The organism is Acidobacteriota bacterium (genome assembly GCA_033549365.1).
Taxonomy (GTDB): Bacteria; Acidobacteriota; Aminicenantia; order Aminicenantales; family Saccharicenantaceae; genus JAWSUF01.
Genome location: JAWSUF010000005.1, coordinates 85,472 through 105,312, shown reverse-complemented (window position 1 = coordinate 105,312; position 19,841 = coordinate 85,472). Strand labels below are relative to the sequence as shown.

19 protein-coding genes are annotated in these 19,841 nt (G+C 57.3%); all 19 read left to right on the top strand.

Going from position 1 to position 19,841, the window contains the following annotated elements:
• Positions 1-92 precede the first annotated feature (92 nt).
• Genes rpmH through SCM96_08940 form a run of 19 tightly spaced genes read left to right on the top strand, consistent with a single transcriptional unit; the run spans position 93 to position 19,820 of the window.
• Positions 93-230, top strand: a complete 138-nt coding sequence (gene rpmH, locus SCM96_09030; protein MDW7760767.1) for a 50S ribosomal protein L34 — start codon at positions 93-95, stop codon at positions 228-230.
• On the top strand, positions 223-576 hold the full coding sequence (rnpA, locus tag SCM96_09025) for a ribonuclease P protein component (GenBank protein ID MDW7760766.1): 354 nt from the start codon (positions 223-225) through the stop codon (positions 574-576). Before rpmH ends, rnpA begins: the two co-directional genes overlap by 8 nt.
• Positions 573-782, top strand: coding sequence for a membrane protein insertion efficiency factor YidD (gene yidD / locus SCM96_09020; GenBank protein ID MDW7760765.1), 210 nt, complete (start codon positions 573-575; stop codon positions 780-782). The genes rnpA and yidD overlap by 4 nt, the downstream gene beginning before the upstream one ends.
• Before the next feature lie 11 nt (positions 783-793).
• Positions 794-2,464 (top strand): membrane protein insertase YidC, encoded by a 1,671-nt coding sequence (gene yidC, locus SCM96_09015; GenBank protein ID MDW7760764.1) that lies wholly within the window; start codon positions 794-796, stop codon positions 2,462-2,464.
• Entirely contained in the window at positions 2,448-3,119 is a 672-nt protein-coding gene (locus SCM96_09010; protein MDW7760763.1) for a Jag N-terminal domain-containing protein, read from the top strand. The genes yidC and SCM96_09010 overlap by 17 nt, the downstream gene beginning before the upstream one ends.
• A 52-nt stretch (positions 3,120-3,171) precedes the next feature.
• Positions 3,172-4,554: a tRNA uridine-5-carboxymethylaminomethyl(34) synthesis GTPase MnmE gene (gene mnmE, locus SCM96_09005; GenBank protein ID MDW7760762.1), complete on the top strand. Its 1,383-nt coding sequence runs from the start codon at positions 3,172-3,174 to the stop codon at positions 4,552-4,554.
• Positions 4,551-6,446, top strand: a complete 1,896-nt coding sequence (gene mnmG / locus SCM96_09000; protein MDW7760761.1) for a tRNA uridine-5-carboxymethylaminomethyl(34) synthesis enzyme MnmG — start codon at positions 4,551-4,553, stop codon at positions 6,444-6,446. Before mnmE ends, mnmG begins: the two co-directional genes overlap by 4 nt.
• A complete protein-coding gene (locus SCM96_08995; GenBank protein MDW7760760.1) occupies positions 6,439-7,194 on the top strand; it encodes a ParA family protein in 756 nt (251 codons plus the stop codon). Before mnmG ends, SCM96_08995 begins: the two co-directional genes overlap by 8 nt.
• Entirely contained in the window at positions 7,191-8,039 is an 849-nt protein-coding gene (locus SCM96_08990; GenBank protein ID MDW7760759.1) for a ParB/RepB/Spo0J family partition protein, read from the top strand. The genes SCM96_08995 and SCM96_08990 overlap by 4 nt, the downstream gene beginning before the upstream one ends.
• On the top strand, positions 8,036-8,437 hold the full coding sequence (locus SCM96_08985) for a polymer-forming cytoskeletal protein (protein MDW7760758.1): 402 nt from the start codon (positions 8,036-8,038) through the stop codon (positions 8,435-8,437). Before SCM96_08990 ends, SCM96_08985 begins: the two co-directional genes overlap by 4 nt.
• Positions 8,431-9,156: a 3-deoxy-manno-octulosonate cytidylyltransferase gene (kdsB, locus tag SCM96_08980; GenBank protein ID MDW7760757.1), complete on the top strand. Its 726-nt coding sequence runs from the start codon at positions 8,431-8,433 to the stop codon at positions 9,154-9,156. The genes SCM96_08985 and kdsB overlap by 7 nt, the downstream gene beginning before the upstream one ends.
• On the top strand, positions 9,153-10,766 hold the full coding sequence (locus SCM96_08975) for a CTP synthase (GenBank protein MDW7760756.1): 1,614 nt from the start codon (positions 9,153-9,155) through the stop codon (positions 10,764-10,766). Before kdsB ends, SCM96_08975 begins: the two co-directional genes overlap by 4 nt.
• Positions 10,732-11,574, top strand: a complete 843-nt coding sequence (gene kdsA, locus SCM96_08970; protein MDW7760755.1) for a 3-deoxy-8-phosphooctulonate synthase — start codon at positions 10,732-10,734, stop codon at positions 11,572-11,574. The genes SCM96_08975 and kdsA overlap by 35 nt, the downstream gene beginning before the upstream one ends.
• A gap of 29 nt (positions 11,575-11,603) precedes the next feature.
• Entirely contained in the window at positions 11,604-12,575 is a 972-nt protein-coding gene (locus SCM96_08965; GenBank protein MDW7760754.1) for a KpsF/GutQ family sugar-phosphate isomerase, read from the top strand.
• Positions 12,575-13,135, top strand: a complete 561-nt coding sequence (locus SCM96_08960; GenBank protein MDW7760753.1) for an HAD hydrolase family protein — start codon at positions 12,575-12,577, stop codon at positions 13,133-13,135. Before SCM96_08965 ends, SCM96_08960 begins: the two co-directional genes overlap by 1 nt.
• A gap of 13 nt (positions 13,136-13,148) precedes the next feature.
• Positions 13,149-14,516, top strand: a complete 1,368-nt coding sequence (locus SCM96_08955) for a phosphomannomutase/phosphoglucomutase (protein MDW7760752.1) — start codon at positions 13,149-13,151, stop codon at positions 14,514-14,516.
• The gene (locus SCM96_08950; GenBank protein ID MDW7760751.1) at positions 14,509-15,588 is read left to right on the top strand and encodes a sugar phosphate nucleotidyltransferase; all 1,080 of its coding nucleotides are present in this window, start codon (positions 14,509-14,511) and stop codon (positions 15,586-15,588) included. Before SCM96_08955 ends, SCM96_08950 begins: the two co-directional genes overlap by 8 nt.
• A gap of 51 nt (positions 15,589-15,639) precedes the next feature.
• Positions 15,640-17,193 carry a hypothetical protein gene (locus SCM96_08945; GenBank protein MDW7760750.1) on the top strand — a complete coding sequence of 518 codons (1,554 nt, stop codon included), beginning with the start codon at positions 15,640-15,642 and terminating at the stop codon, positions 17,191-17,193.
• Positions 17,194-17,231: 38 nt separating this feature from the next.
• Positions 17,232-19,820, top strand: a complete 2,589-nt coding sequence (locus SCM96_08940) for a hypothetical protein (GenBank protein MDW7760749.1) — start codon at positions 17,232-17,234, stop codon at positions 19,818-19,820.
• The last annotated feature ends 21 nt before the right edge of the window (positions 19,821-19,841 follow it).

Genomic DNA, 19,841 nt, shown 5'->3' with positions numbered 1-19,841 from the left:
GATAAAGCCTCGGATTTGTCGTTTTCGTTCTTGACAGAGCGTAACATATTCAATTATCATACATTCCTAATTCCCCGAGGACATAGAACATCATGAAAAGAACATTTCAGCCGAACAATCGCAAAAGAAAAAAAACTCATGGTTTTCGAGTTCGGATGAGGACGAAATCCGGCCAGGAAGTGATCAAGAGCCGCCGCCGAAAAGGAAGAAAAAGAATCGCCGTTGGATGAAAGCCTGTCTTTTCGGGCGCGGCTTAGGAAAAAAGAGGATATTTCTGCGGTTTATTCCAGGGGATTGCGTTGCCGAGGGCGGTATTTCCACATTGTCTATCTGCCCGGTCCCTTAGAACATTCAAGAGCGGCTTTCGTGGCCGCCCGAAAAGTCGGCGGCGCTGTTGTCCGGAACAAAGCCAAGAGACGCATGAGAAGTCTTTTTCGACGGAACAAGAACTTGTTGCCCGCAGCCACGGATATGGTGTTTGTCGCCAAGACGAGCATGGCTTCCGCCTCATGGCGGGAGATACATGCCGATTTTCTGGCCATGGCCGGGTTCATGCGCAAACGCGCCCGGGGATGAAAAAGGCAGTCCTGTTTCTGCTTCGAGGATATAAAAAAATGTTTTCTCCGCTGTTGGGCGTCCGCTGCCGGTTTTTTCCCAGTTGCTCGGATTATGCTTCGGAGGCCATCGCCAAGCACGGATTGGCCAAGGGGTCCTGGCTGGCCGTCCGGAGATTGATGAAATGCCATCCCTTCCATGAAGGCGGTATCGATCACGTTCCCTGAGAGGTTTAGATATGGAAAAAAGACTCATCCTGGCCATCGGGCTTTCTTTTGTGGTTCTGGTGCTTTACCAGGCGTTTTTCGTCAAGCCGCCTCCCGAGGCGGCCCGCCGCCCCCAGGAAACGGTGGCCGCGCCGGACATCCCCTGGGCTCAGGATGCGCCGGCTGAAACGGAGGCCCCGGCTCCCGCATTGAAAATCCAGGAACCCGCCGAGCCTGAAATCGCGGGCGCGGTTTCCGCGGCACAGGAAGAAACCGTCCTGGTCGAGACGCCTCTTTACAGTGCCGTTTGGAGCAACCGCGGCGGCATTCTGACGAGCTGGAAACTCAAGGAACACAAGGCACGGGCCGTCAAAGGGCGGGAAGGGGAAAAGCAAGCGCTTGACATGGTTCCCCTGGAAGCGGCCGAAAAAGGGACATTTCCTTTTGCCGTCCGAACCGGGGACGAAGAACTGGATCGGATTTTGAACACCGCCTACTACCGGGTCTCGCAGACATCTCTCAATATTTCCGAAGGCCGAATCGCGGAAGTCGAATTTGAGTATTCCGATGGAAAAGGTATCCGGGCTGAAAAGCGCTTTGTCTTTTCCGGCGGCACGTATGCCATGGATATGAATATCCGGGTCTGGAAAGACGGGCGGGAAGTTCCCCTTGCGGTCATTTGGGGTCCCGGCCTCGGCAATCCGACCCCGGAAGAGCTGAAACAGCGATTCAGCGCCGCTTCGGGAGCCGCCGTCTTCTCCGGCGGGAAGGTTCATCGCATGGACGAAAGAAAGTACAAGGCCGAGAGAAGCGCCTTCAATTTCGTCGAGTGGGCCGCTTATGAAGACAATTATTTCGCCGCCATGTTCCTGGTCGGGAATCAGCGGGGGACGGCCGTTTTCGAGCTCCGGCCCGCCGAGGACGGACCGGACTATTTCCTGGCCGTCAGCGGGCCGGTCATGGCTTACATCGGGCCGAAGGAGATCGACAGGCTGAAGGCTTTCGGTCACAACGCCAAGGCCCTTATCAATTTCGGGTTTTTCGGATCGATCGCGGAAATCCTTCTCATCGGCATTCGGTTTTTTCACGGGCTTGTCCCCAACTGGGGCTTTGCCATTATCATCATGACCATTGTCGTCAAGATTCTCTTCTTCCCTCTGACTTACAGTTCTTCGAAATCCATGGCCAAAATGGCCGAGTTGCAGCCGAAGATCAAAGCCCTGCGTTCGAAATACAAAAAAGCCAAACAGGACATCGGGCAGAGACGCCAGATGAACGAAGAAATGATGAAGCTCTATAAGCAACACGGCGTCAATCCCGCCGGGGGATGCCTGCCGATGCTCATTCAGCTTCCCATCTTCTGGGGATTTTTCCGAATGCTGACGGTGGCGGTGGAATTCCGTCACAGCCCCTTCATCTTCTGGATCAAGGACTTGTCCGTCATGGATCCTTTCTACGTCACGCCTCTTCTGATGGGCGCCACGCAGTTCGTTTCCATGAAAATGACGCCCACGTCCGCCGATCCCGCCCAGGCAAGAATGATGATGATCATGCCCGTCGTTATGACGGTGTTTTTCCTGAGTTTCCAAAGCGGTCTTGTCTTGTATTGGTTGACGTCCAATGTTCTCCAGATCGGCCAGCAGGCTCTTATGAACAAGATGATGGCCAAGAAAAAAAGAGAAAGCCATGGAAAAAGAAAATAACGCCGCTGTGGTTTCCCAGGCGGACGAAAAGCGCGAGTTCAAGGGCCGCAATCTTGAGGAGGCGATCAGCCTGGCCGAACACCGGATGAAACTGCCGCGCGAGCAATTCTATTATGAGATCGTGGCCGAAAAGACCCGGCTTTTCGGAATCAAGGCCAAGGAAATCGTCATCCGGGCCTGGCCGAAAAAGGAATCCGAGGAAGACACGATCGAGAATTTCCTCGACCGGCTGAAAGACGTTTTTCCTCTGGAGTTGTCGTATCAGGTCAAAAAACGCAATGGGATGGTCTATGTCATTTTTAACGGTCCCGACAAAGCGCTGCTTCTCCGCGAGGAAGGGACGCTTCTTCTGGCCATCCAGCATGTTTTGAACAAAATCTCCCAGGTCAAAGTCCAGGTGGATTGCGAGTTCTTCAGGAAGAGAAAAGAGAACCGATTGAGGGACTTTGCCCATAGCGTGGCCCGGCAGGTCGCCGAGACCGGCCGTGACGAAGTTTTGGATTTCATGAACCCCTACGAGCGGCGCATCGTCCATATCGCGGTCAATCAAATCCCGGGCGTGACGACGGAAAGTCTCGGCGAAGGCTTTCTGAAAAAAATGAAAGTCTTCTCGGAACACAAACGGAACGCCCAGGACTTTCGCCGAGCCAAATAACCGTTCCGCAACCCGTGCCGTTCCTTTTCCGGCCCGGCCGGGGAGTTGAGCCATGAGATATCCAAACGGGGACACGATTATCGCTGTCGCCACGCCTCCCGGACGAGGCGGGCTGGCGGTCATTCGTTTGAGCGGCCGGAAGGCGCTTTCCATCGCCATGAAAATCTTCCGCCCGTCCGCGCCGCGAAAACTCCGGGATTTTCCCGTTCGCCGGCTGATTTTCGGAAAACTCGGGCCGAGCGGACGGGAGGCTTTCGGCGATTCCGCCTTTGCCGTCCATTTTCGGGCGCCCCGATCCTATACCGGAGAAGATGTCGTGGAGATCTTCTGCCACGGCAGCCCCGTCGTCGTCGAAGAAGCCGTGCGCCTGGGAATCAAGGCCGGGGCAAGGTCCGCCGCAGCCGGGGAATTCACGTTTCGGGCCTTTGCCAATGGGAGGATGGATCTTCTTCAGGCGGAAGCTCTGAACGATCTGATCGGTGCCGAGACTCTGACACAAGCCAGGCTGGCTTCCCGCCAACTGGCCGGAAGCCTGTCTGGACGGATCGCCGCCATCCGCCGGGGCCTCATCGATGCTCTGGCCGGCATCGAAGCCGCGATCGAATTTCCCGATGACGACATCGGCTTGAAGCCGGCATCGCCGGCTGACGGCCTGGCCGCTTTGTCAGCCGATGTCTCCGCCCTCGTCGGAACATACGAGGCCGGCCGGTCCCTGGTCGAAGGGGTCACGCTGGTTCTTGCCGGCGGGCGCAATACGGGGAAATCCACGCTTTTCAATGCCCTATTGGGAGAAGAGAGGGCCATTGTTACGCCGCAGCCGGGGACCACCCGGGATTTTATCAGAGAAAAATGGGCCGCCGATCGAACGCTCTTTAACTTAGTGGATACGGCGGGTTGGGGACGACCTTCGAATCCGGCGGAAAAAACCGGAATCGAAAAAAGCCGGGATCTGGCATCCGGTGCGGACGGCCTTCTCATCGTCCTCGACAGATCCCGAAAAGAGACCCGGAACGATTTCGATATCCTGACATTTTGTCCGGAGAAAAAAGCGGTTCTCATCTTTAACAAATCCGATCTTCCGGCGGTTGCGGATATCGAAAGCCTCAAGGCGACAAGACCTGGAGCCCCGGCTCTCGAAATCTCGGCTCTCTGCGGATCGAACCTGAAACAACTCCGGGAGACGATCCTTTCCGTTTTTTCCGCTCCCGAAGGCTTCGAGGAAGAAATGATTCTCCACGGCCGGCAAAAGACCGTCTTTCAGGATATCGGAGATGCTCTCGGACGGGCCGAGGCGCTTCTCCGCTCGGGACATTCCGAGGATATCGTCGCGGAAGAGATCCGGCAAACCCTTCCGCTGATCGGACGCTTGACGGGAGAAATCCGGGACGAGGAGATCCTCGAGGACATTTTCAACCGGTTTTGTGTCGGTAAATGATGCGCTTGCCCAGGTCCGAAAACGGCTGCGATTTTGATATCATCGTTATCGGCGCGGGCCATGCCGGGTGCGAGGCCGCCGCCGCCTCAAGCGCCATGGGGCACCGGGTCTGCCTGGCGACCATTCATCTCGAGACGATCGCCCAGATGTCCTGCAACCCGGCGATCGGCGGTTTGGCCAAGGGACATCTTGTTCGGGAGATCGATGCGCTGGGCGGACTCATGGGCCTTCTGGCGGATGAGACCGGCATTCATTTCCGGCTTCTCAATCGCAGCCGGGGCGGCGCTGTTCAAGCTCCGAGAGCCCAATGCGATAAAGCTGACTACCGCCTGGCCATGAAAAGGCGTCTTGAGGAGACTCCGGGGTTGACTCTTTTTCAGGGCATCGTCTCCGAGATCCTGATTGATAAAGGTCATGCGGCTGGTGTACGGCTGATCGACGGAACCCGGCTTTCCGCCCGTGCGGTGATCCTTTCCCCGGGAACTTTCATGAACGGAATCATCCACATCGGACTGAACAGCTACCCCGCCGGCCGGGCCAATGAGCCGCCGGCCATGGAATTGGCCGAGGACATTCGGAGGCTGGGGTTTAAGAACATGCGCCTGAAAACGGGAACGCCCATGCGCATCGACGGGCGAAGCGTGGATTGGAGCCGGTTTGAAGCCCAGGCGGGGGACGAAGAACCTGTCCCTTTTTCTTTCCGCACCGAAGGCCGTCTCGAAAACCGCGTTCTCTGCCATGCCGGTTACACCAGCGAGGCCACGCATGACTTGATTCGGGCCAATCTCGACAGATCACCTCTCTACAGCGGAAAAATCGCGGGAGTCGGCCCCCGATATTGCCCTTCCATCGAAGACAAAGTGGTCAAGTTCCCCCATCACCGTCGCCACCAGGTTTTTCTGGAACCCGAGGGGCTCGAAACCACGGAAATATATGTCAACGGGTTGTCCTCCAGTCTCCCCTATGACGTTCAGACAAAAATCTTGAAAACCATCGACGGCCTTGAAGAGGCCCGGATTCTGAGACCGGCTTACGGAATCGAATACGATGCCGTATCGCCGGCGGAACTTCTTTCCAGCCTGGAGACGAAGAAAATTCAAGGCTTATATCTTGCCGGCCAGATCAACGGCACATCGGGCTATGAAGAGGCCGCCGCCCAGGGGCTTATGGCCGGGATCAATGCCGCGTTAAAAATATCCGGGGCGAAGCCTTTTGTCCTCGGCCGCGAGGAAGCCTATATCGGGGTTCTGGTGAATGATCTGGTCACCAAAGGCGTGGATGAGCCCTATCGTCTTTTTACTTCGAGAGCCGAACATCGGCTGAGGCTGCGGATCGACAATGCCGACACCCGGTTGACGGGCTACGGAAAATCCCTCGGCCTTATCGACGAAAAAGCTTTCGTGCGCTTCGAGGAAAGGCAGGCCAGGTTGCGGGAAACGTTGGATCTTCTTCGCAAGAAAAAAATCAAAATCGACAATCAGACGATTTCTCTTCGGCAATTCCTGAAAAAACCTGAAATTGGAATCCGGAGTGTGCTAGAATATGCCGAAGTTTCCACACCCCTGAGTGACGAAGACATGAGAAGTATTGAATCCGAAGTCAAGTATGAGGGTTATCTCAAGAAACAGGATCGGGAAATGATTCGGGTTGCCGGGGCGGACAGAATGAAAATCCCTTCGGATCTGGAATATCCGACTGTTCCGGGGCTAAGCCGGGAAGTCGCCGAAAAGCTGGCCGCAGCCAGGCCCGCCACAATCGGCGAGGCCGCCGGCCTCCCCTGGATGACGCCGGCCGCCATGGCCAATCTTTCTTTTTTCCTTCAATCTCGCCATCGAAAGAACACATCCCCGCGCCGAAATGTTTCACGTGAAACACCGAGGGAACATGAATAAGATCATGGCTGTTGCCAATCAGAAAGGTGGTGTCGGGAAGACCACGACGGCGATTAATCTGGCTGCGGCTCTCGCGCTCAGGAACCGGAGAACGCTTCTTGTCGATTTTGATCCCCAGGGCATGGCCACCTTGGGGCTTGGCAAGGCCAAGACGCCGAACACAGGCATTTACGAAGCCATGATGAACGGCGCCGATGTCATGAGCCTGGTTCAGGGCACGGAAGTTGAAAACTGTTATCTATGCCCCTGTTCTCCGGAGCTTTCCGGCTTTGAAGCCGAGCTTTTTCCCCAGGAGTCCCGTGAGACGCGTCTGGGCAGTGCCCTGGAAAGCGTCCGCCGGTTCTTCAATTACATTCTGATCGACTGCCCGCCGTCTCTGGGTTTTCTGACAATCAATGCTCTGACGGCCGCCGATTCCCTGATCATTCCCGTTCAGACTGAATTTTTTTGCATGGAAGGCATCCCCGATCTTTTCCAAACCCTCGATACGGTCCGGACATATTTCAATCCCAAGCTGGCGGTGGCGGGAATTGTCCTGACCATGTACGACGAAAGAACCAACCTGTCCAAACAGGTGGCCGATGAAATTCGAAAATCGCTGGGGTCCGTGATGTTCGAGACCATCGTTCCGAGAAGCATCAAGCTGGCGGAAGCGCCGAGTTTTGGCAAATCCGTGTTGCTTTATGATATAAAGTCCAAGGGTGCCGCAGCTTACCTGGATCTTGCGGAGGAGTTGATGAAAAGATGATGAAAAAAGCATTGGGAAAAGGTTTGGGCGCCTTTATCCCGGAAGAATTCGGAATTCTCAAGGACGAGCGCTATGCTGAAATCGAAATTGAACGCCTCCGGCCGAATCCGGCCCAGCCGAGGACTCAATTTGACGAGGCGACCATCGAGGAGCTGGCCCAGTCCATCAGGGAATCGGGCATCGTCCAACCCATTCTGGCCGTTCCCGATGGTGATTCGTTCAAGATCATTGTCGGGGAAAGGCGTTGGAGGGCTGCGCGTCTGGCCGGTTTGAGGCGCGTGCCGGTCCTTGTCCGGTCCATTGCTGAAGACAAGCAGATGGAGATTTCTCTGATCGAAAACCTCCATCGGGAAAATCTCAATCCGCTTGAAGTCGCCCGAGCCTACCAAAGGCTCATTCAGGAATTGGGATACACCCAACAGCAATTGGCGGAGAAAGTCGGGATGGACAGGTCTTCCGTAGCCAACACCCTTCGCCTTCTCAAGTTGCCGGAAGATATCCGGGTTGCTCTTGAACAGGGGCGGATTTCCATGGGGCACGCCCGATCCATTCTCGCTTTGGATGACCCCGGGGTTCAGGAGGAGGCGTTCCGGAAAATCATGGATCAAAATCTTTCCGTTCGGAATACGGAAAAACTTGTCAACCGCCTCAAGGAAAGAGCGCCGAGAATCCAGAGACCTCTCGAGGATCCCGACCTCAATGCCGTCCAGGAGGACATGGTCAAATCCTTGGGAACCAAGGTGCTCATCTCGGGCAACCGCAACAAGGGTGTGGTCAAAATCTATTTCTATTCCATGGATGATCTCAATACCATTTTTTCCAGAATAAAAGGAGAATTCTCATGAAAGACAAACCCAGGGAATTCAACGAAACCAAGCTGGCCGGACTGATCGACCAGGAAACCCATCTCAAGGGGGATTTGTCCTTCAAGGGCTCTTTCAGAATCGAGGGTCAGTTCCAGGGCACCATTAACTCGGACTCTCTTCTCATCATCGGCGAAAAGGGCAAGGTGGAAGCCGATGTCAAGGTCGGCCAAATCATCATCAACGGCGAAATCAAAGGCAACATCCAGGCGGTTGAGAAAGTGGAAATTCACAACCGGGGCCGGGTCTTCGGGAGTATCGTGACGCCCCGGCTCATGGTTGAAGAGGGTGCCTATCTGGAAGCCAGTTGTCAGACGACGGACCGGCCCGGCGCCGGAAAAAGCACGACCGAGGTAAAACCGGGAGCCGAAAAATCTTGAAGAAAGCCCTCGGCATCATCCCGGCCCGGTTTGAATCCAGCCGGTTCCCCGGAAAACCCCTGGCTCTCATTCACGGTCAACCGATGATCCGGAGAGTCTACGAGGCGGCAAAAAGCGCGAATTCCCTTGACCGCATTATTGTGGCGACCGACGATGGGAGAATCGCCGAAGCCTGCCGCTCATTCGGCGCTCCGGTCGTCATGACATCTCCGCATCATCGCTCGGGAACGGAAAGAGCGGCCGAGGCGGCGGCGGCTTTTGACAGCCCGATCGTGGTCAATATCCAGGGAGATGAGCCTCTGCTCGACGGCCGGGATATCGACAAACTGGTCCAGGCTCTTCAGGATGAAAAAACGTCCATGGCCTCTCTGATGATCCGCGTATGCGAAACACAATCCATTCACGATGAGAATCGGGTCAAAGTTGTGGCCGACAAGAACGGATACGCGCTTTATTTTTCCCGGGCGGCGATCCCTTTTCGCGCCGTCGACGGTTTTTATCAGCATATCGGGATCTACGCCTTTCAAAGAGGGGTTCTGGAGGCTTTCGCGCGGATCGATCCTTCTCCCTTGGAAATCAGCGAAAATCTCGAACAACTGAGAGCGCTGGAAAACGGTTTCCGCATCCGCATGATCGAAACTCAAACCCCCTCGCGGGGCGTCGATGTCCCTGGGGATATCGTCGAAATTGAAAGGATCCTCGACGCGGGAGAACCATGAGCAAATACGTTTTTGTGACGGGCGGTGTGATTTCCGGATTGGGTAAAGGCATCGCCTCGGCTTCCATCGGCCTGCTTCTCGAAAGTCACGGTTACAAGATCACGATCCAGAAATTCGACCCCTACCTCAACATCGATCCGGGGACCATGAGTCCCTTCCAGCATGGGGAAGTCTATGTCACGGACGACGGCGCCGAAACCGATCTCGACCTCGGCCATTACGAACGTTTCACCTCCACCCGAACGACCCAGGCCCACAACTGGACGGCCGGACAAATCTATGAATCCATCATCCGCAAGGAAAGAAAAGGGGAGTTTCTGGGCAAGACCGTCCAGGTCATTCCCCATGTCACGGACGAAATCCGGGAAAGATTCAAAGCCGTATCCGAAGGCCATGACGTCGTCATTGTGGAAATCGGCGGAACGGCAGGCGACATCGAAAGCCTGCCGTTTCTCGAGGCGACCCGTCAAATGCGCCTGGTACTCGGTCCGGAAAACACCATATTCGTTCACCTGACTTTGATTCCCTATGTTGGAGCCTCTGGGGAACTCAAATCCAAACCCACGCAGCACAGTGTCCGGGAACTCCGGGCTATCGGGATTCAGCCCGATATTCTCCTCTGCCGAACCGACCGGGCTTTGCCCAATGAACTGAAGGCGAAGATCGCTCTGTTCACCAACGTTCCTCTTGAAGCCGTCATCGCCGCCCGGGATGCCGGAAACATCCTTGAAATCCCTCTCAATTTCGCCAAAGAGAACCTGGACGGGATTCTCCTCCGGCTTCTTCATCTTGCGCCGGGAAAACCAAACCTGTCCAAATGGCGCGGTCTGGTTCGGAAAATCCAAAGTCTGCGGGATGAGGTCCGCATCGCCATGGTCGGAAAATATGCCGGACTTCACGATTCCTACATCAGCCTCAATCAGGCTCTGGACCACGGCGGATTGGCCAACAACGTCAAGGTCCGCATCGACTGGATCGAATCCGAGGAACTGGAAAAAAAAGATCCGGCGAGAGTTCTTAAAGGGATGGACGGCATTCTTGTGCCCGGCGGTTTCGGGATACGCGGCATCGAAGGCAAAATCCGGGCCGTATCGTATGCCCGAAAAAAAAGCGTCCCGTACTTCGGCATCTGTCTGGGCATGCAGGTTGCCGCGATCGAATATGCGCGGAATGCAGCCGGGCTCAAGGCCGCCAACAGCACGGAGTTCGACCCGGGGACGCCTCACAAAATCATCACTATGTGGCGCGAACTGTCGCGGGACTGCGATCTGGGCGGAACCATGCGCCGGGGCCGATATCTCTGCCGGCTGAAAAAAAATACCCTGGCCTTCAAAGCCTACGGCAAAACCGTCACTCAGGAGCGCCATCGCCACCGTTACGAATTCAACCCGGAATATGAAGACATCCTGGCCGGGGCCGGGCTGGTTTTTTCCGGAGTCAATCCCGATTACGGCCTTGTGGAAATCATCGAGCTTCGGAATCATCCCTGGTTTCTGGCCTGCCAGTTTCATCCGGAATTTCTGTCGAAACCCCTGGATCCTCATCCTCTTTTCAAGGCTTTCATTGGAGCATGCCATGCCAATCGTCTCAAAAGAAATCCCCATCGCTGAGGGCGTGGTCCTGGGCGGGCGGCGGCCTCAGGCTCTTATCGCCGGCCCCTGCGTTATCGAAAGCGAGGACCATGCCCTGGCCCTGGCCGGATCGATCAAGGACATCTGCGTTCGGCTGAAGATGCCGTTCATTTTCAAAGCCTCTTACGACAAGGCCAACAGGACATCGGGAAAATCCTTCCGGGGACCGGGATTGAAAGAAGGCTTGGCCGTTCTGCAACGCGTGAAGGAGACCCTCGGCGTGCCTGTTCTCTCCGATGTTCACGAGACCGGCCAGGTGGATCCGGCGGCCGAAGTGCTGGACGTCATTCAAATCCCCGCCCTTCTCATCCGCCAGACCGACCTGGTCGTCCGGGCGGCCCGCACGGGAAAACCACTCAACTTGAAGAAAGGGCAGTTCATGGCGCCCGAGGACATGAAACATGTCCTGGACAAGGTCCTCGACCAGGGAAACGATAAGGCCATCCTGACCGAACGGGGCGCCTGCTTCGGCTATCACAATCTCGTTTTCGATGTCCGTTCGATTCCCATCATGAAAAAACTGGGATGTCCCGTGGCCGTCGATGCCACCCATAGCATTCAACGGCCGGGCGGTGAGGGCGATCGCTCCGGCGGCGACGCCGAATTCATTCCCACCGTGGCCGCGGCCGGAACGGCCGCCGGCGCCGACGCGCTTTTCGTCGAAGTCCACGATCAGCCCGACCGGGCTCTTTCGGACGGAGGCAACTCATTGAATATAAAAGATTTATATGATCTTTTGTCCATGCTCATGAATATCCGGAAGGCCGTCCTCGGGGGAGAGTCATGACCCCCGCCGTCCCCAAGAAGTCCCATGACATGACAAAAAAGGAAATTGTCGCCGCCGGCCGCGAAGTTCTGAACATCGAAGCCGCCTCGGTGGCCGCCTTGAGTCTGCGCCTCGGGGCCGATTTCTCTTCGGCAGTGGAACTCCTGAGCCGGGCGAAAGCCCGGGTCATCGTCCTCGGAATGGGCAAGTCGGGCCTTGTGGGGCGAAAGATGGCGGCCACTCTGACGAGCTGCGGAACACCGGCCGTCTTCCTTCATCCGGCCGAAGCCGGACACGGCGACCTGGGCGTCATTCTCAAGGACGATGTGGTGATTGCGATCTCCTACAGCGGGGAAACTCGGGAAATCCTCGATCTCCTGGATTTCATCAAGCGCATCGGCGTCAAGCTGATCGCCGCAACCGGCGATTCCAAATCCCGGCTCGCCCGGCACAGCGATATCGTCCTCAATGCCCGTGTGGACAGAGAGGCCGGGCCGGGAAATATCATCCCGACGGCCTCGTCGACGGCGACTCTGGCCCTGGGGGACGCGCTGGCTTTGGCGGTCATGAAAAACAAGGGTCTCGGAGAAGATGATTTTGCCGTTGTCCATCCCAAAGGCCAGGCCGGCCGAAAGCTTATCAAAGTGGAAAATCTCATGCATCGCGGCCGGACCATCCCCTGTGTTCGGGCTTCGACACCGATGAAAGAGGCCATCGAGGAGATGACGGGCAAGAAACTCGGCATGACCTGCGTGGTGGACGAAGAAGGCCGGCTGGTCGGAATCATCACCGACGGCGATCTCCGGCGCACGCTCCGTCGATACAAAGGACGAATTCTCAACAAAACGGCCGGACAATGCATGACGCAGAATCCTCAGACCATCGGCCGGAATGAACTTGCGACGCAGGCCTTGAACATCATGGAGAAGAAAAAAATCACCTCTCTCGTCATCAAGGGATGCGACGGCCGAATCGAAGGGTTGATTCACCTGCACGACCTGTGGCGCACGGAGATGTTTTGATGGATGCCGCGGAACGGGCCCGCCGGATCGCCATGATTCTCATGGACGTCGACGGGACGCTCACGGACGGGACGCTCTGTGTTCAGCCCGACGGGACGGAGCTCAAGAGCTATCATGTCCGCGACGGACTGGGCATTCTGATGGCCGGCGCGGCCGGGATCAAAACCGGAATCATCACCGGAAAGACATCACAAGCCCTGGTGGGAAGAGCGGACAGGCTGGGCATCAAGGATGTCTATCAGGGCGCCTTGGATAAGCGAGGCGCCTTCAAAGCGATTCTCGAAAAACACGAGTTGATGCCGGAGCAGGTCGCCTTCATCGGCGACGATCTCGGCGACCTGCCCGTTCTTGAGCAGGCCGGACTGGCCGGCGCCGTGGGCGATGCGTCCGCCGAAGTCAAAGCGCGTTGCCACTATGTCTGTTTTCTGCCGGGAGGCCGGGGGGCCGTCCGGGAGTTTATCGAGTTCATTCTCAAGGCCCAGGGCAAATGGGACGGGCTCTGCGCCCGGATTACGGAAATCGGGAAGCCGGCCGCGCCGGTTCCGGATCCGGTTCAATAAGAAGGAGGATTTTATGAAGATGAATCCGAGTATTTTCAGGGAATACGATATTCGGGGGATTGTCGGAAAGGATCTCGATGAGGCCGTCGTGGAAACCCTGGGCCGGGCCATGGGCACTTATTTCCTCGATCGCGGCCAACGTGAAGTCGCCGTGGGCCGGGACGGCCGGATCAGTTCGCCTGAATTCGCCGTGGCCCTCACGCGGGGGTTGACGGCCACGGGATGCAACGTGACCGATCTCGGCGTCATCCCCACGCCGCTTCTTTATTTCACCATCTTTCACATGAACAAGGAAGCGGGCGTGATGATCACCGGCTCCCACAATCCCCCGGAACACAACGGTTTCAAGATCATGTCCGGCCGTGATGCGCTCTATGGACCCAGCATCCAGGAGCTTCGACGGATCGTGGATGCGGGCGGTTTCAAGATCGGTGAAGGCACCAGAGACACCTTGGATATCATCCCGATTTACATGGACTATGTCGCCGAAAACATTCGAATCGATCGAAAACTCAAGGTCGTTGTGGATGCCGGGAACGGCACGGCCGGCGTTGTCGCGGTTCCTCTTTTCAGGAGACTCGGCTGCGAGGTCATCGCATTGTACTGCGATATCGACGGCCGTTTTCCCAATCACCATGCCGACCCGACCGTCCCGGAGGCCATGGAGGACCTCATCGCCAAAGTCCGGGAAACGGGCGCCGATCTGGGCGTCGGCTACGACGGCGACGGCGACCGGATCGGGGCCGTGGACGACACCGGGCGGCTCATTTGGGGAGACCAGCTTTTGGCGATCCTGTCCCGGGATATTCTGGCCCGCTATCCCGGAGCCCCCATCATCTCCGAAGTCAAGGCCTCCAAGGTCCTCTATGAGGAGGTGGCCCGGCTCGGCGGAAAACCCGTCATGTGGAAGACGGGCCACTCACTGATCAAGAAAAAAATAAAGGAATTGGGCGCCCCTCTGGCCGGTGAAATGAGCGGGCACATCTTTTTCGCCGACCGCTGGTTCGGATTCGACGATGCCGTCTATGCCTCGGCCCGCCTCTTCGAAATCCTGTCGCGGTCGAATAAACGGCTCTCCGAGATGGTCGATGAGTTGCCGAAAACCTACACCACGCCGGAGATCCGGGTTTATGCTTCGGACGAAATGAAATTCGCCATTGTCGATGCCGTACGCGAGGAACTGGCCAAGGAACACGAAGTCATCGACATCGACGGCGTTCGGGCCTCCTTTCCCGGCGGTTGGGGTCTTGTCCGGGCGTCCAATACCCAGGCCGTTCTCGTTTTGCGTTTTGAAGCGGACACGCCCGAACAACTCGAGGCCATCGAGAAAGAGGTCCGGGGGATTCTCGAGGCGGTCATTCGGAAGCTGGGCAATGGCTGACTTGAGAGCCGTCATCATGGCCGGGGGCAGCGGCACCCGGTTCTGGCCGCTCAGCCGGGCGAGTCGGGCCAAGCAGTTTCTGGACATTGTCAGCGCGAAATCCATGCTCGAGGAGACGGCGGATCGGATTCTCCCGCTCGTTTCTCGGGAGAACATCTTCACCGTGGCCGGGGCGGCCCAGACGAAGACCATCCGGAAGCTTCTGCCGGGTCTTCCCTCCAAAAACTATCTCATCGAGCCGCGGGCCCGGAACACGGCGCCTTCGCTCATGCTGGCCACGGCCCGGATTTATATCGACAATCCGGAGGCGGTTGTGGCCGCCCTTCCGGCCGACCACCTGATCCGCGACGGAAAACGCTTTTTGAAAAAACTCCGGGCCGGCGCTGATATCGCCGCCCGGGGCGACCGAATCGTCACTTTCGGTATTCCCCCGGCCTATCCGGCGACAGGCTATGGATATATCCACTATCGCGACAAAGATCCCCTGATGCGCCGCGGCGAGGCGTTTTATGACGTGCTGGCCTTCAAGGAAAAGCCGGCTTTGGCCAAGGCCCGGCGTTTTCTGGCCGCCGGCGGGCACGCCTGGAACTCGGGCATGTTCCTCTGGCGGGCCGATGTCTTTGCCGGCAAACTGAGAATTCATGCGCCCGAAATGTATCCTTTCTGGGAACGCATGCTCGCCGCCCTGAAGCGCCGCAACCGGTCCGCGCTGCAATCGGTCTTCGATGACATTCCGTCCATCTCCATCGATTATGCCCTGATGGAGAAAGCGCGGGGTGTTTATGTCTGCCGCGGCGATTTCGGCTGGTCCGACGTCGGCGCCTGGTCTTCGCTTGCGGAGATCTGGCCTGCCGATCGCTCGGGAAACAGCGCACGGGGGGAGACGATCATTCTTGACGCTTCCGGATGCCTGGTTTACAATCCCCGGAAACTTACAGCCCTCGTCGGAGTCCGGGATCTCGTCGTGGTCGATGCCGGAGACGTTCTTTTGATCTGTCCCCGCGATCGGGACCAGGAAGTCCGGGACATCGTTCAGGCCCTTGGTCAATCGGGAAGAACGGAATATCTTTAACGCCGCACCCGGAAATATTTTATCGAGTCAAAAAGAGGAAAGGAGAAGATCATGAATCGCAAGCTGAAAATGACGGCAGCCTGGGCCGCCCTGGGTCTGATTCTAATGTTGATTCCGGCATCAGCCCAGCAGAGGCCGGCCCGGCCTCCGGAATACGCGGAGTTCATGGAAGCGATCCAGATCGAAGATCTGAACGCCCGCATTGCCGAGCTCGAGCGGATCAAGACGGCCTATCCCGGAAGCATCATGGGGGCCGCCTTCGACAACGCCATTCTGAATGCCCGGATCGGATTGAGTACGGACGTCGAATCTGTTTTGGAGCTTCAGAAAGCCCGTTTGGAAACCGACGATGTGTTCGGCCGGATCGTCTATCTCTATGTCTCCGCCACGGACATTGTTCGCCACCGGAATCTCCCCCTCTTCGAAAAGCCTGCCGTCACCCGGGCCGTCCAGGACTATGCCGAGACTCTGCAGGTCCTCTCCCGTGACCCGGACGTTTTGAAATCGTTCAAGGACGACCAGATCCGATATGCCGGGATCTATGCGGCCAATATCCGTCTTCCGCAGGCCCTGGCCCATCTCAATGAGGGTCACCCGGAAAAAGCCACGGCCGCCCTGGAGATGTATGCCGAGGCGGATGGACAGAAAGACAAAAACTTTTTCCATATCAGCGGCCGGGTCTTTGAAGGTCTCGGAAAAACCCGGGAGGCCTATGAGGCCTATCTTGAAGCGGCCGTTGAGAGTTATGAGGATTCCGCCGAAAAAGCCCGGGATCTTCACGAAAAGCTCTTTGGCGATGCCGGCGATTTTGCGAAAATTCTGGAAACCCGGCAACGTGAAATCCCCTACGAGGTCGAGCATTTTCGTTTGGACAAGGAATGGACCGGCAAGACCGTTCTGGCCGAACTCTTCACCGGTTCGGAATGCCCTCCCTGTGTCGGTGCCGACCTTGGTTTCGATGGCCTTCTTGAGTCCTTCGAGCCCAAATACGTCGCTGTTCTCCAGTATCATCTTCCCATTCCGGGTCCCGATCCGATGCAGAACCATGCCACCGACATGAGAGCCGGGTTTTACGGCGTCAACAGCACGCCGACGACGTTTTTCGACGGCCAAAGAAAACACGGCGGGGGCGGCGGCCGGGCCCAGGCAGAAGGAAAATATGCCCAATATGCCGGGGAAATCCGATCTTTGGTTGCTGAAACACCCCCTGTCAAGCTGACGGCGTCCGCCAAACTGGACGGTGACTCGATCACCATCACTTTTTCAGCCGACCGGGCGGTCACCGGCGCCGATGTTCATGTCGCACTTGTGGAAAACGAGGTGGTGCATAAGGGCGGAAACGGGTTGTTATTCCACAAAATGGTGGTTCGGGAATTTATGACGTTTCCCGATACGACCGGCTTGGAGGGACAGCTCGGAATCGACCTCAAGGCCTCGGAGGTTGCGGCTGAGAAACACCTGGCCGATTTTGAAGCGGAGCGGAAGTTCACCTTCCCCGTCAAGAAAACGGCCATCGATCGCGATGCCCTCAAGGTTGTCGTTTTCGTACAGGACGGAACGACGAAGAATGTCCACAACGCAGTTGTCGTCGATGTGACAAGGTGACGCCGCTTTTTCGATCTTTCGATTGACCTGGGACATCCATGAGCTTTCCCTATTCCGTGCCCGCGATCCGTGAGCTTGAGCGGCTCTACAAGGATCAAGACCTGGTCCGGCGCCGTGCCATCCGGAGATATGAGGCCGGCGATGTCCTGAAATATGAAATCGTGGGAGTCCTTCCTCCACGAAAAGCCGACGTGGAGCTTTCCGTCGACCGCTATGTCGGTGGAGGATTCGCCGGCCAGGTTTACCGGACCACCGTTGCTTCGGTCCATGCCCCTGAAGGACCCGTCGACGGAATCGAGCCCGGTTCCACTCTGGCCTTGAAGCTTCTTGTCCCCGTATCGGGTTTTGCCCGCTTCTTCCGCGGTCTTGTCTACGGCATCGGATTCCAGGCGCCGTTTTCCCTGCAGTCCAACCCGGACGCCGTGCGGACGGGCGCGCTGTGGCAGAAATTCATCCGCCGGGCCGCTCGAACCGCGCTTGGATCGGAGGAGGCCGTGGTCGATATCCGGGCGACGCTTCTCGATCCCGTTCTCGGTGCATACGGCGAACTCAGCGAATGGATCGATGGACGTTTGTGGCGGTTCGAGGTCGACGACCGGCTTTTTGCCAGATTGCGTTGGAAACCCGGCCGTCCCGACGACGGTTTGGGATCGCCCGAATACCGGGCCAAGCGGGTTTTCATGCGCCGTCTGGTCGCGTTGATGCACGAGATGGGCGCGGTCGAACTGGCCCGCCAGTATGAGTGGTGGACGCTCAAGAGCCAACCCAATGCCCTCAAGAGACGGGAACATGACGGCGATCCCGCGGCGGGATTGACGGCCGTCGATTTTCGGGCCGGGCTGGCCGTTTTGCCTTTTCTCCCCCAGTCTCCGGCCGACATCAAGCTGATTTTCCGAGGCCTGTTTCAGGGACGGCTGGTCCAGTTCGACCGGGGGAATACGGAGAAACTCCGCGTTTATACGGCCGAACGCCCCCCCGAATTTTTCGATATGGGAAAAGCTCTGGAAGATCTGGAAACAAGCGACCGGGCCTATCGCGAATCCCAACCCGATGTCACGCGCCACCACGTCCGCCTTCTGACCCGCCGGCGGCTTCGAAAATCGATCGCCCGGAATCGCGTCCGAAGCTGGGCCGTTCGAAACGTTATCGACCCGGCCAGGGAGAAGGCCTTTTCGAAAAATTCCGCGGCGGCGATGCTTTTCTTTCTCATGGCTTTTCTTCCTCTACTGACCCCGGCGCTTCTTTATTTCGGGATTCGGGCCGGGAATCCCGGATTGATCGCCGCCGGCGTTCTGCCTTTGCTTGGACCGTTTCTCCGGAAACTCTGGGGACGGGAAGACTTCAGGCGTCATGCCGGGCGGCTTGTGCGAAGTCCCTCCTACGCCCTCCGGGCTCTTCGGGGCCGGGCCGCCGAAACCGTGATGTCCTGGCATCGTTCGGGTCGCGTTTCCGAATCGCGGGCTCTCCGCCTGGCGAAATTCCTGCCCTTGTGGCTTGCGAATCTCCCGCCGGCCGTTCTGCCTCCCGGCATGCACCGGTTCGTCACGGACCGCCGATTTGCCCGGGAACGGCTGCAACAGTTGTTTGTTCATCCCATCCGTCTCTACTTCAATGCCGAGCTTCGGGAAAAATGGCTTCTCGAAATGATTGCCCAGGGAGAGAAAAACGGAACGATCTCGGCTCACGATGCGGCCAAAATCCGGACTCAGGCCGGCGAGCCCTATATTCAGAAATATCTCAAAAGCCTGGCCGTTCATCTCTGCACGCTTTTCGTCTCCGAGACGGTTTACATCACGACCGCCGTCGTCTATGTTCTCAGAAATCCCGATTTGAGTTGGGCGCAGGCGACGCTTCAGGCGGGACTCATCGTCGGCGCCCTGAACCTCCTTCCGGTCTCGCCGGGCTCTCTCGTCCGGGGGATTTATGTTCTGGCGCTTATCGTCAAGGAAAAGAATTTCAAGGATTACGGAATCGCTCTTTTTATAAGCTTTTTCAAAATCATCGGTTATCTGGCCTTCCCGGTCCAGATGGCCTACAAGTATCCCGAACTGGCCCGGTTCATGGCCGGACACTGGGCGACCGAGGCGGTTCACATCGTGCCGGTTTTCGGCGAACGAGGCGCCTGGCTCGAACACGCCGTGTTCGACGCTTTTTACAACTATCCCCTGAGCCTGCGGCGGCGGATTCTGGAGAGAAACGGCGTTTTCGCAAATCTGAAGCCGAGAAAAACGGCGGCCGTTGCCGGAGCGGTGGGGGCGCTGGCCGCCCTCGCAACTCTCGGATTCGCGTTTTTCCATGTGGCCGGCCGATACCCGGCTTTTCGCGATTTCTGGTGGGTTTTTATCTGGATTCCGCTGATCGCCGGCGGCTGGGCGTCTCTCTTTTCCCGGCGGGCCGTTTTTTCGCGGCGCGTGTTTACGGGCGCTCTGGCGGGAGGACTTGCCGGCGCCCTCTATCCCGTCGTCCGGATTTATCTTTCGGGAATCCTGTTGCCGGAAACCGGTCTTCCGGCGTCCGAATGGATCAGTGCGGTGGGCGGGGCGGCGTTGGTGCAGGGGTTCTTTTTCGCGTTGGTCGGGGTGCTTGGCGCCACTCTCACCGAAAACCTCCGTCCAGGCCAGTCATAAAAATGCCGGTGTTTTTCTTTT

What these genes read in the sequence shown, in the direction of transcription:
- rpmH (MDW7760767.1), top strand. Translation starts at nt 93, where the DNA reads ATGAAAAGAACATTTCAGCCGAACAATCGCAAAAGAAAAAAAACTCAT.
- yidD (MDW7760765.1), top strand. Translation starts at nt 573, where the DNA reads ATGAAAAAGGCAGTCCTGTTTCTGCTTCGAGGATATAAAAAAATGTTT.
- yidC (MDW7760764.1), top strand. Translation starts at nt 794, where the DNA reads ATGGAAAAAAGACTCATCCTGGCCATCGGGCTTTCTTTTGTGGTTCTG.
- SCM96_09010 (MDW7760763.1), top strand. Translation starts at nt 2,448, where the DNA reads ATGGAAAAAGAAAATAACGCCGCTGTGGTTTCCCAGGCGGACGAAAAG.
- mnmE (MDW7760762.1), top strand. Translation starts at nt 3,172, where the DNA reads ATGAGATATCCAAACGGGGACACGATTATCGCTGTCGCCACGCCTCCC.
- mnmG (MDW7760761.1), top strand. Translation starts at nt 4,551, where the DNA reads ATGATGCGCTTGCCCAGGTCCGAAAACGGCTGCGATTTTGATATCATC.
- SCM96_08995 (MDW7760760.1), top strand. Translation starts at nt 6,439, where the DNA reads ATGAATAAGATCATGGCTGTTGCCAATCAGAAAGGTGGTGTCGGGAAG.
- SCM96_08990 (MDW7760759.1), top strand. Translation starts at nt 7,191, where the DNA reads ATGATGAAAAAAGCATTGGGAAAAGGTTTGGGCGCCTTTATCCCGGAA.
- SCM96_08985 (MDW7760758.1), top strand. Translation starts at nt 8,036, where the DNA reads ATGAAAGACAAACCCAGGGAATTCAACGAAACCAAGCTGGCCGGACTG.
- SCM96_08975 (MDW7760756.1), top strand. Translation starts at nt 9,153, where the DNA reads ATGAGCAAATACGTTTTTGTGACGGGCGGTGTGATTTCCGGATTGGGT.
- kdsA (MDW7760755.1), top strand. Translation starts at nt 10,732, where the DNA reads ATGCCAATCGTCTCAAAAGAAATCCCCATCGCTGAGGGCGTGGTCCTG.
- SCM96_08965 (MDW7760754.1), top strand. Translation starts at nt 11,604, where the DNA reads ATGACAAAAAAGGAAATTGTCGCCGCCGGCCGCGAAGTTCTGAACATC.
- SCM96_08960 (MDW7760753.1), top strand. Translation starts at nt 12,575, where the DNA reads ATGGATGCCGCGGAACGGGCCCGCCGGATCGCCATGATTCTCATGGAC.
- SCM96_08955 (MDW7760752.1), top strand. Translation starts at nt 13,149, where the DNA reads ATGAAGATGAATCCGAGTATTTTCAGGGAATACGATATTCGGGGGATT.
- SCM96_08950 (MDW7760751.1), top strand. Translation starts at nt 14,509, where the DNA reads ATGGCTGACTTGAGAGCCGTCATCATGGCCGGGGGCAGCGGCACCCGG.
- SCM96_08945 (MDW7760750.1), top strand. Translation starts at nt 15,640, where the DNA reads ATGAATCGCAAGCTGAAAATGACGGCAGCCTGGGCCGCCCTGGGTCTG.
- SCM96_08940 (MDW7760749.1), top strand. Translation starts at nt 17,232, where the DNA reads ATGAGCTTTCCCTATTCCGTGCCCGCGATCCGTGAGCTTGAGCGGCTC.